9 protein-coding genes are annotated in these 10090 nt (G+C 71.7%); 2 read left to right on the top strand and 7 right to left on the bottom strand.

Annotated elements, in window-relative coordinates; genetic code table 11:
• Positions 1-26: 26 nt before the first annotated feature.
• Complete coding sequence (locus I59_RS06515) at positions 27-1388, bottom strand: extracellular solute-binding protein (protein WP_022903175.1); 1362 nt, start codon at positions 1386-1388, stop codon at positions 27-29.
• A 425-nt stretch (positions 1389-1813) separates the two neighbouring features.
• A complete protein-coding gene (locus tag I59_RS06510) occupies positions 1814-3055 on the bottom strand; it encodes an ROK family transcriptional regulator (protein WP_022903174.1) in 1242 nt (413 codons plus the stop codon).
• Positions 3056-3163: 108 nt separating this feature from the next.
• On the opposite strand from I59_RS06510, the gene I59_RS06505 reads away from it, so the two are divergent.
• Positions 3164-3622, top strand: a complete 459-nt coding sequence (locus I59_RS06505) for a GNAT family N-acetyltransferase (protein WP_022903173.1) — start codon at positions 3164-3166, stop codon at positions 3620-3622.
• The gene (locus I59_RS19355; protein ID WP_022903172.1) at positions 3619-4047 is read left to right on the top strand and encodes an MGMT family protein; all 429 of its coding nucleotides are present in this window, start codon (positions 3619-3621) and stop codon (positions 4045-4047) included. Before I59_RS06505 ends, I59_RS19355 begins: the two co-directional genes overlap by 4 nt.
• Here the strand turns inward: I59_RS19355 and I59_RS06495 are convergent.
• The 5 genes from I59_RS06495 to I59_RS06475 form a co-directional block, all read right to left on the bottom strand.
• Positions 4005-4685 (bottom strand): DapH/DapD/GlmU-related protein, encoded by a 681-nt coding sequence (locus I59_RS06495; protein WP_022903171.1) that lies wholly within the window; start codon positions 4683-4685, stop codon positions 4005-4007. The genes I59_RS19355 and I59_RS06495 overlap by 43 nt on opposite strands.
• 76 nt (positions 4686-4761) lie before the next feature.
• A complete protein-coding gene (locus tag I59_RS06490) occupies positions 4762-5187 on the bottom strand; it encodes a DUF805 domain-containing protein (protein WP_022903170.1) in 426 nt (141 codons plus the stop codon).
• A gap of 89 nt (positions 5188-5276) precedes the next feature.
• Positions 5277-7418, bottom strand: coding sequence for an acyltransferase family protein (locus I59_RS06485; RefSeq protein ID WP_022903169.1), 2142 nt, complete (start codon positions 7416-7418; stop codon positions 5277-5279).
• Between the two features lie 39 nt (positions 7419-7457).
• Positions 7458-9266, bottom strand: coding sequence for an ABC transporter ATP-binding protein (locus I59_RS06480; protein ID WP_031273157.1), 1809 nt, complete (start codon positions 9264-9266; stop codon positions 7458-7460).
• A 92-nt stretch (positions 9267-9358) separates the two neighbouring features.
• Positions 9359-10090, bottom strand: a 732-nt coding sequence (locus I59_RS06475; protein WP_022903167.1) for an ABC transporter ATP-binding protein, incomplete at its 5' end; no start/stop codon positions are given.

Genomic DNA, 10090 nt, shown 5'->3' with positions numbered 1-10090 from the left:
TCCCGTCCGTCAGGTGGTGACGTCCGTCAGCCGGCCGAGACGGTGTTGTCCTTGCCGACGACCTGCTCGACGGCCTGGTCGTAGGCGGCAGCGGCCTGCTCCGGTGTCTGCTGACCGGTCATGACGGACTCCATCGCGACCTGGATGGCGTTGGAGACCTGCGAGTAGTCGCTCGTCGCCGGGCGGAAGTTGGTGTGCTCCACCAGCCCGGAGAAGAACTTGAACGTGGGGTTCGCGTCCGTGTAGGCGCTGTCCTCGGCGACGTCCTTGCGGACGGCGATCTGGCTGTTCTCGGTGTCGTACTTGAGCGAGCCGTCCTTGTCGAGGAACTTCGCGATGAAGTCGAACGCGGCCTGCGGGTTCTTCGAGTTCTTGCCGATCGCGAGCGTCCAGCCGCCGGACATCGAGTTGTAGCCCGGTTCCTGGCCGTTCTGGGTCGGGAACGCCGCCTGGCCCATCACGTCGTTCCACTTCGCCCACGGGGCGGTACCCGTCTTGAGCCACGTGCCGGACTGCCACGAACCGTCGAGGTCGATCGCGAGCTTGCCCTGCGGCAGCCACGTCTGGGCGATGGTCGTGCCGACGTTGGTGTCGAGCGCCTGCTGCGGTGTCGGGCCGAGGCCGCCCTGGTAGACGTCCTTGACGAACTGGAGCGAGTCCTGGAACTGCTTCGAGCCCGTCACCCACTTCTTGTCCTTGTAGAGGGTGTTGCCGGCACCGTCCGCCCCGTAGAGGAGCATCTCGAAGCCCTGCATGGTCGAGGCCTCACCCTGCGCCTTGCCCGAGTAGATGTTGAACGGGATGACGCCGGAGTCCTTCTCCTTGATTGTCTTCGCGGCGGCGAGCACGTCGTCCCAGGTCTTCGGCTGCCACGGGACCGGCAGGCCGACCTTCTTGAAGATGTCCTTGTTGTACCAGAGCGCCCGGGTGTCGGTGCCCATCGAGACGCCGTAGGTCTTGCCGTCGACGCCCTCACCGGCCTGCTTGGCGTTGTCGTAGAACTGGTCCCAGTCCTTCCACTTCGCCGTGTACTCGTCGAGGGGCAGGAGGTACCCGGCCTGGGCGTCCGCCTTGATGAGGAAGGTGTCCTCGTACATGACGTCCGGTGCGGTCGCCGGCGCCTTGTTCATGAGCGCGAGCTTCGTGTAGTAGTCGTTGCCCTGCGCCTGGATCGGCACGAGGGTGACCTTCTTGCCCGGGTACTCCTTCTCGTACGCCGTCTTGACTTCCTTCATCTGGGCGTCGAGCTGCTGGAAGGCGCCGAACTTCTGGTAGGCGATCTTGATCGTGTTGCTCGAGGCGGAGCCTGAGCTGGAACAGCCCGCCAGCCCGACCGCGGCGACTGCCACGGCTGCGAGGCCGGCGATGATTCGGGTGCGGCGTTTCATCGGTGCTCCTTTGCACGGGATGTCCGCGGGCTCCGTCACCCGCGCGCAGGATTAGTCCACCGTATTGACTTATCCGTGTCAAGAGCGGATTTCGGGCGTTCGGGTCGCGGACCGTCCCGGGGCGGCGGTCGTCCGGGGCCGGCGGTCATCCGGGACCGGCGGTCGTGTCGGGCCGGCGGTCGTGTCAGGCCGGCGGTCGTCCCGGGCCGGCGGTCGTGTCAGGCCGGCGGTCGTGTCGGGCCGGCGGTCTCGGAACGACGTGCTCGATGTCGTGCGACAACGGTGGCGTCCTTCATTGCGCCAGTGTGGAGCCCGCGTCCGCAAGGGACGACACCGCCGTCGTCGAACGACGACGGCACGGTCGTTCCGCGTCGGCGCCGCATCGACATCGGCCGCGGCGACCTCGCCGACCCGACCCGACCCGCTCAGCGCCGGATCAGCAGCGTGCTCGCCCGCGGCGACAGCGCGGCGTCGAGCACGAGGCACGCCGCCCCCACGGCCGCGACGTCCGCACCACGGTCGGTGTCCTCGACGGCGATCGGGTGCTTGGGCACGAGCAACGGCGAGTCGACGATGGCGGACCGGGCAGCGGGCAGCGCCGCCGAGGCGATCCGCGACCAGAACGGCCCGCCGAACACCACGCGGTCGAGGTCGAGCAGGTTCACGATGAGCACCGCCGCGTTCCCCATCGCCCGTCCGGTGTCGGCCGCGAGCGCGCAGGCCTCCTCGTCCCCCGCGGCGATCGCGGCCGCGAGCACGTCCCACGCCCGGTCGACGGAGGCGGCGTCCGACACCGGCCCGAGGTCGAGCCCGCGGGCGGCGGCGACCTGCACGAGCCGGTCGGGTGCCACCGCGGCACCGACCTCGCCCCGCGTGCCCGAGCCGTCCGGGGTCCCCGCGAGCGGCCCCTGGTCGACCATGATGTGTCCGGCGTCACCCGCGTTCGACCCCACACCCCGGACGGGCTCGTGGTCGAGGACGAGTCCGACGCCGAAGCCGGTCCCGAAGTACACGAACGCGAAGTTCCGGGCGGCGGACTCGCCCGCGAGGAACATCTCGCCGACCGCGGCCGCGGTGACGTCCTTCTCGAGCAGCACCGGGTAGCCCGTGGCCCCGGCCAGGGCGTCCCGCAGGGGCACGTCCCGCCACCGGGGCAGGAACGGCGGGTCGAGGACGACGCCGGCCTCCGCGTCGATCGGCCCCGGGCTCGCCACGCCCACCCCGAGCACCGCGTCCACGTCCACCCGCGCCCCGGTCACCAGGGCGTCGACGGCGCCGGCGATGGTCCGGACGACCTCGGCGGGGTCGTCCGCGCTCGGCGTGGAGGTGGTGCTCTGCGCGACCACCGTGCCGGCCAGGTCGAGCAGCACGTAGGTGACGATCGCAGGGTCGACGTGCACGCCGACCGCGTACCGGCTGGCCGCCTCGAGCCGCAGGATCGTCCGGGGCTTGCCGCGGCCGGAGACGACCGTGCCGGACTCGACGATCATCCCGGCCTCGATGAGGAACCGCGTGACGTTGGAGACCGTCTGCGCGCTCAGCCCCGTGCGCCCGGCGAGTTCCACGCGGCTCAGGCCCTCCGGCGAGCGTCGGACCGCGTCGAGCACGACCGTGCGGTTGAAACCCCCGATCGACGGGAGGTTCGCCCCACGCCGGTGCTCTGCCATGCCGCGACCATACCGCGCCGGTCCGCCCGACCCGGCGGTCACAACGGTGCGGTATCGGAGTGCACGGTGCACTGGCCCCCGGACTGGCCGCACGGATACCCTGGCGACATGGCCGAACTCCGTCTCGAACAGCTCTCCGCAGCGACCGCCGCCGCGGCCAACTCCCTGACGCTGAAGCCGGGGCAGGAACAGTTCGTGCAGCCGACGACGTACGCCCAGGCCGAGTCGGACGTGAAGCCCAGCTCCGCGTGGACGCGCGTGGTCCTCGACGGCGACGAGGTGGTCGGCATGATCATCGGCACCTTCGACGCGGACAACTCGGAGGAAGAGCTCCGGAGCGCCATCTGGCGCGTCAACGTCGCGGCGAGCGCACAGGGCCGGGGGGTCGGTCGCTTCGCCGTGCACGGCCTCGCGGAAGAAGCCCGCAGTCGTGGGTTCGAGCGGCTCACGGTCGTGTACGAGCCCGGCGGCGACGACAGCCCCGAGGCCTTCTTCCGCGCGATCGGCTTCGAGGTCCTCCGCGAGACCCAGTACGGCGACCACTTCGCGGTGCTCACCCTCGGGTGACCGCTGACCCGCGCGACCCGGTCGACTTCGGTGCGGCCGTGGCCGACGTGGTCCGCTCGATCCCGTCCGGCCGGGTCATGACCTACGGCGACGTGGCCGCGGTGCTCGGGTCACGTGCCTCGCGCGCGGTCGGCAAGGTGATGGCCCACGAGGGCGCCGACCTGCCATGGTGGCGCGTGGTCCGGTCCGGCGGACACCCGCCGGTGCACCACGAGGCCCGAGCGCTCGAGCACTACCGTGTCGAGGGCACCCCCCTCGTGCACGGGGCCACGGCCTGGAGGCTCGACATGCGTCGAGCGCGCTGGTCGCCCGACAAGGGTGGCAGGTCGGGCACCGCGACCGGCGGGGCGGACGCAGGCCGTGCCTCCAGGCCGGACCCCGGCTACGACCCGACGGATCCGGGGTTCCCGACCGACCCGTTCTGAGCGGCCGCGTCGAGGGGCGCACCGTCCGGCCCGGGCACACCCGCACCGGACCCGACCGCCACCGCGGCCGTGGCGGCGACGTCCGTGACCCCACCCGACTCCGTGGGCCGCAGGTCGCGGATGCGTCGCGCCGGGACGCCGGCGTAGAGGCCGCCGGAGCGGAGGCGGCCGGCCACGACGGCGCCCGCCGCGACGACCACGTCGTCCTCGACGACCGCGCCGGGGAGCACCATCGTGCGGGCGCCGATCCAGACCCGTTCACCGATGGCGACCGCGCGTCCAGAGGCCGTCCGGTCCCAGTCACCGGTGGCGTCGATGCCGTGGTGGCTGGTGACGACGAGGACCTGCATGCCGATCGCGGTGTCGTCGCCGATGGTCACGGGCGCGACGGCCTCGATCGAGACGTGCTTGTTGCAGAAGACGCCGGTGCCGATGGTGAGGTTCCGCGCCGACCCGGTCAGGGCGAACCCTACGCCGGGACCGGACCCGACGTGGGCGCCGGCGAAGTTGAGCAGTGCCCGCCGGACGATCCTCGGGATCAGGGCCGACCCGAGCAGGGTGCTGAAGAGGACGTGCTCGGTGCCGTACGTCAGGTCTTCCCGCAGGCGCGCGGTGGGGCTGCTCGGAGAGTGGGTCACACGCGAACAGTAGGACCGCGACGTGTCCGGGACCCCCCGTCGGCGACACTCTTGCGGGTTCCCGCCGCAGGCTGCGTCAGGCGTCGAAGCGCGCGCCCTTCGCGTTCGGCGGCAGGAGGAAGAGCACGAGGAGCACGAGGGAGCCGATGCCGAGCGCGACGTGGAGGAACTGCCAGAAGCCGGACAGGTTCGCGTCGTGCAGGCGCCGTGCGCCGAGGGCGAGCGAGCCGACCAGCGTCGCGAGCCCCCAGAGCACGAAGAGGTACGCGCCGACCTGGTTCTCGAACAGCGGTGCGTCGGGCGTGAAGGCCTGCGGGACGAGCTGCAGCGCGAGGCCGATCGCGAACGACGTGATCCACCACCACCAGAACTCCGCGCGGGAGGCCCGTCCGCCGAAGACCGTGTACTTCCGCCAGAACCGCCGGACGGCTTCGGGGAACGGCGCTCCGTAGAAGGGGTCGCGCAGGGCGACGCCGCCGGGCTGCACGCTGTCGTTGCTCATGGTCCGAGCCTGTCACGTCGAACCACGAATCCGACGTCGAACCAGCGCGGACGCACGGTTCGACGTCGGATTCGTGGTTCGGACGCCCATCAGGACCTGCCCGAGCCCGTCCCGCCAGGCGGCGTGCAGCTCGCCGTCGCCGTGGCCGTCGCTGTCGCTGTTGCTGTTGCTGTCGCTGTCGGCGCTGGCCCCGTCTTTACAACGTCCCGGAGCACGCCGGAGATCCGCCGCGCGAACTCCGGCGTGATGTGCTGCCCGTCCTCGCGGATGAGCACGTCACCTGCGATCGCCGGACAAACGCCGGCCGCGTCGCAGTACCACCGACTCGAGTCGACGAAGTGGACGGTCGGCCGCTCGGCGGCGACCCGGCGCTCGGCGTCGGCCGCCGCCGCGTACGCATCCGAGAGGGTGGTCGCGCACGCGGACGGTCGCGACCAGCGCAGTGCCGCACACCGCGCCCGATCGGGTGCTTCGGGTGCGGCCGCCACGAAGACGACCGCCGCGCCGGACGGGTGGACACGGTCCGCGAACTCGGCGGCCGCCCGGTACCAGCGTGCCGCCGCCTCCCGCAGAGACGGATCGCCGACCTGCTGCGCGACGCCGTCGTACGAGTGCGTGACGATGACGACGTCGGGACGCGTGCGCTTGATGTCCCGTACGGCCGCTGCACGCTGGGCGTCGCACCGTGCTCGGTCGTCCGCTGACTTCCCCTCGACGGTGAGGCCGATCATGGGGCACCCCTCGGCCGTGAGCCCGCGGACGACGGCATCGTCGGCGAAGGCTTCGGCCGCGGCTGGCATCAGCGACGTCCCGACCGAGCTCCCGACGACCGTGACCGCACGGGTGGCGCGAGGGTCCCCGAAGCGGCACGACGCCGGGTCGGCGATGTCGGTCCAGGCGCAGGCCTCGTACCCCGGGGGCGGCCCGACCGACGCGGCGTCGAGTCCGGGGACGAGATCGTGCGGCCAGGAGTCGGCGCGCACGCCGGTGTCGATCGCCGCGGACAGACCCCGAGCGTCCCACGGTGCGGCGCGGTCGCCGCTGCCGGTCGACTGCGACACGGGAACGGCGCCCGTCGCACCGACGGCGAGCGCGGCGCCGACGGCCGCTGTCCCGAGCACACCCCGGGACAGCGCCCGACGCCGCCGGCCGATCCGCATGCCCGGTACCTCGACGAGCCGCCTCGAGAGCAGCCCGAGCCCCACCCCGACGCCGACGCCGCAGACGGCCCCGACGATGCGGTGCTCGGGCACCAGGAGCCCCGCGGCGACCACGGCCGGGTAGTGCCAGAGGTAGATCGAGTACGACGCGTCCCCGATCACCTGCACGGGACGCCAACCGAGCAGCGGCACCGGTCCGAGCCCGTCCCCGGCGACGAGGACGAGCGCGGCACCCGTGACGGCGAGGAGCGCGTCGGGGATCGGGACACCGTCCGACGCGGGGCCGACGAAGCTCGCCGCGCCGATCACGACGAAACCGACGACCACGAGCGCGGCCCGTGCCCGCGGACCGAGCCTGGACCGGCGGGCGATCCGTCCCTCGCCGATGCGTGAGCCGGCGACGGGGACCGACACCGCGCCGAGCACCGAACCGAGCGCGAGCTCCCAGAGCCGGGCTCCGGTGTCGAAGTAGGCGACGCCCGGTGCCGTGACACCCTCGACGGCCGCCCACACCGCGGAGACGAGCACCACCATCCCGGCGGTGCCGACGGCGAGCGCGCGCACGCGACCGGCGTCCCGTGCGCCGGACACGCGCCACACGAGGAGCACCAGGGCGGGGAACACGACGTAGAACTGCAGCTCGACACTCAGGGACCAGAAGTGCTGGAAGGGCGAGCTCGCCGATGACGCCGCCCAGTAGTCCGCGTCCCGCGCGAGGAAGACGACGTTCGCGACACCGACGGCTGCCGCGGCGCCGTCCCCGGCCACGGCGCGCGCCAGTGCCGGGCGGAGTCCCACCGTGGCGAGGACGACCACGACGGAGATCGTGACGAGGGCGGCCGGGAGCAGCCGCCAGAACCGCCGCGCCGCGAAGGAACCGAGCGCGAAGCGTCCGCTGGCGACCCGCTCGCGGACCATGGAGCCCGCGATCAGGTACCCGGAGATCACGAAGAAGACGTCGACGCCGATCCAGCCGGAGCGCGGGAGCCCGGCTGCGTGCACGGTCACGACCAGCAGAACGGACAACGCGCGCAGGGCGTTCACATCGGTGCGGAACGGCCCTGCGCGCATCACGCTCGCAAGATATCACATGTGGACCACGGTATTGCGTTACACGAGCGAGTCCCGCCAGGCCGCGTGCAGCTGGGCGAATCGGCCCGTCCCGGCGATGAGGTCCTCCGGCGTACCGTCCTCGACGATGCGCCCGTGCTCCATGACGAGCACGCGGTGCGCGATCGCCACGGTCGACAGCCGGTGCGCGATGATCACCGCGGTCCGGTCGGCGAGCAGCGTCTCGAGGCCCTCCTGCACGAGTCGCTCCGACGGGATGTCGAGCGACGCCGTGGCCTCGTCGAGGATGAGCACCTTGGGGTCGGCGAGGAACGCCCGCGCGAACGAGAGCAGCTGCCGCTGTCCCGCGCTCACCCGGCCACCGCGCTTGTTCACGTCGGTGTCGTACCCGTCCGGCAGCGCCATGACGAACTCGTGCGCGCCGACCGCCTTGGCCGCCCGCACGATCTCTTCACGGGACGCCCCCGGCTTGCCGAGCTCGATGTTGTCCGCGACCGAGCCGGAGAACAGGTAGGCCTCCTGCGTCACCATGACGATCGCCCGGCGCATGTCCTTCGTGTCGAGCTCGCGCAGGTCGACCCCGTCGAGCTTGACCGATCCCTGCGAGGGGTCGTAGAAGCGCGCCATGAGCTTCGCGAGTGTCGACTTGCCCGCTCCGGTCGAGCCGACGAGGGCGATCGTCTGCCCGGCGGGGATGTGCAGGTCGAACTCCGGCAGCACGACCTTGTCCGCGTTGTACGCGAACACGACGTCGTCGAAGTCCATCCGCCCGGTGGCGTCCGCGAGCCGAGTCGGCTTCACCGGGTCCGGCACGCTCGGCCGTTCCTCGAGCACCCCGGAGATCTTCTCCATCGCGGCCGAGGCCGACTGGTACCCGTTGTAGAACATCGCGAGCTCCTGCGCGGGGTCGAAGAACCGCTTCGCGTACAGCGCGACCGCGAGCAGCGCACCCACCTCGAGCGTCCCGCCGACGATCCGGAAGCCGCCGACGATGACGACCGCCGCGAGGGTGGCGTTGCCGATGAGCACGAGCACCGGGTCGAAGGTCCCGAAGAGGTTGAAGACCTTCGTGTTCGCCAGCCGGTAGTCCTCGACGTAGCGGCCGTACTCGTCACGGTTGCGGGACTCCTTGCGGAAGGCCTGCACCGCCCGGATGCCCGTCATCGTCTCGACGAAGTGCACGATGACACGGGCCGAGGTCACGCGGGTGGCTCGGAACAGCGTCTGCGAGTTCGTCTGGAACCAGCGGATCAGGAACCACAGCGGCACGAGCGACGCGGCGAGCACGAGCCCGGACGTCGGGTCGAGCACGACGAGGGCGATCGCCGTGAACACCATGTAGAGCACGCCCTGGATGAGCTGGTTCAGCCCGGAGTCGAGCAGTTCGCGGATCGAGTCGAGGTCGCTCGTCTGGCGCGAGATGATCCGGCCGGACGTGTAGGTCTCGTGGAACTCGAGCGAGAGCCGCTGCGTGTGCAGGAACACCCGCTTCCGGAGGTCGAACAGGATCGCCTGGCTGATCCGGGCCGCCAGCACGGTGTACCAGGCGGTCAGGACGGCCCCGAGGACGGCCACGACGATGTACGTCGCGACGACGCCGAACGCCGGCACCCAGTCGTTCCGGTCGAGCACCGCGGGCAGGGCGTTGTCGATGCCCCACGCGATGAGCGCCGGGCCCGCGACGGTCCCCGCGGTCGACACCACGACGACGACCGCGAGCAGGACGAGCCGGGCCTTGAGCGGCGCGGCGAGCGACCCGAGCAGGGCGAGGGATCGACGCCGGAGGCGCTTGCTCTCCGCCTTGGTGAAGTCGTCGCGCTCCTCGCCGCGGACGCCGAGCGTGGTGATCGACGCGGTGACGGGCTGCTGCGCGTCGTCGACGTCCGGTGCGTCGGTCGACTGCGCCGACGTCTGGGCTGGCAGTTGTTGTTCCTGCTGGCTCATGCCATCGCCTCCTCTCGGGCGGGCGCATCGTCCTCGTCGAGCGAGGAGATGACGTAGCGGTAGTGGTCGTTGGTGGCCATCAGCTCCGAGTGGGTGCCGACGGCGGTGACGACGCCGTTCTCCATGAGCGCGACGCGGTCAGCGAGCGTCACGGTCGACGGGCGGTGCGCCACGATGAGCGAGGTGGTCTCGGCGAGGACGCGGCGGAGGCCGGCCTCGACCCGGGCCTCGGTGTCGACGTCGAGCGCGGACAGCGGGTCGTCGAGGACGAGCACCGACGGCCGCGCCGCGATGGCACGGGCGAGCGCCAGGCGCTGCCGCTGCCCGCCGGAGAGGGACAGCCCCTCCTCGCCGACACGGGTGTCGACGCCGTCGGGCAGGTCGTCCACGAAGGACGCCTGCGCGATGTCGAGCGCCTCGCGCATGACGGCCTCGGCCTCGTCGCCGGACAGGTCCGGTCGACCGAGCAGCACGTTGTCGCGGACCGACGTCGAGAACAGCGTGGCGTCCTCGAACGCGACGCCGACGTGGCGACGGAGCTCCTCGCGCGTGAGCGTGCGGATGTCGACGCCGTCGATGGTCACCGAGCCACCGGTCACGTCGTAGAGCCGCGGCACGAGCGACAGCAGCGTGGTCTTGCCGCAGCCGGTGAGCCCGACGAGCGCCATGGTCTCGCCCGGGCGGAGCTGCAGCTCGACCCCGTTGACGAGGTCGGGGTACTGCGGCGG

The organism is Curtobacterium sp. B8, from assembly GCF_000333315.1.
In the GTDB taxonomy this organism is placed as follows: Bacteria; Actinomycetota; Actinomycetes; order Actinomycetales; family Microbacteriaceae; genus Curtobacterium; species Curtobacterium luteum.
Note: the sequence above shows the minus strand (reverse complement) of the source record. Positions and strands in the feature narration are given on the sequence as shown.

Excerpts from the sequence above, each read along its gene's own strand:
- I59_RS06510 (WP_022903174.1), bottom strand. The coding sequence starts at position 3,055 with ATGGCAGAGCACCGGCGTGGGGCGAACCTCCCGTCGATCGGGGGTTTC.
- I59_RS06515 (WP_022903175.1), bottom strand. The coding sequence starts at position 1,388 with ATGAAACGCCGCACCCGAATCATCGCCGGCCTCGCAGCCGTGGCAGTC.
- I59_RS06505 (WP_022903173.1), top strand. The coding sequence starts at position 3,164 with ATGGCCGAACTCCGTCTCGAACAGCTCTCCGCAGCGACCGCCGCCGCG.
- I59_RS06490 (WP_022903170.1), bottom strand. The coding sequence starts at position 5,187 with ATGAGCAACGACAGCGTGCAGCCCGGCGGCGTCGCCCTGCGCGACCCC.
- I59_RS06485 (WP_022903169.1), bottom strand. The coding sequence starts at position 7,418 with ATGCGCGCAGGGCCGTTCCGCACCGATGTGAACGCCCTGCGCGCGTTG.